The following is a 299-nucleotide window of genomic DNA, read 5'->3' on the forward strand; positions in this document are numbered from 1 at the left end:
GTATAAAAGGTCTTACGTTGTTGCTCATTTAGCCGATTTAGCGGTTTTTTATAAAGTTCAGGATCCATAGCAAGTAAACCTATTTGTGCTAAATAACCCGCCATTGGGGCAAGATCGATGCTTTTTTGCGACAGGTTTAAGTAAAGCGCTATTTGTGTGCAGGTATTTGCAATATTTTGTGCTTTGTTGCCATCAAGGTAACCATTCGCGTTTACAAAATTATATAGCAGCTCAACGGTTGATTTGTGCTCTTGTTTTTCGCGCTCGTTGGCGTCTTCTAGCTTTTTTAAAACTTGTTT

Annotated in this window: 1 protein-coding gene; it reads right to left on the reverse strand. The window is 38.5% G+C overall.

Annotation, left to right across the window (positions count from 1 at the left end; genetic code table 11):
* The coding region (locus tag AAEY88_RS12800; protein ID WP_350562988.1) for a hypothetical protein at positions 1 to 299 on the reverse strand (299 nt) is incomplete at both ends.

The organism is Psychrobacter sp. CAL346-MNA-CIBAN-0220 (genome assembly GCF_040309805.1).
GTDB lineage: Bacteria > Pseudomonadota > Gammaproteobacteria > Pseudomonadales > Moraxellaceae > Psychrobacter.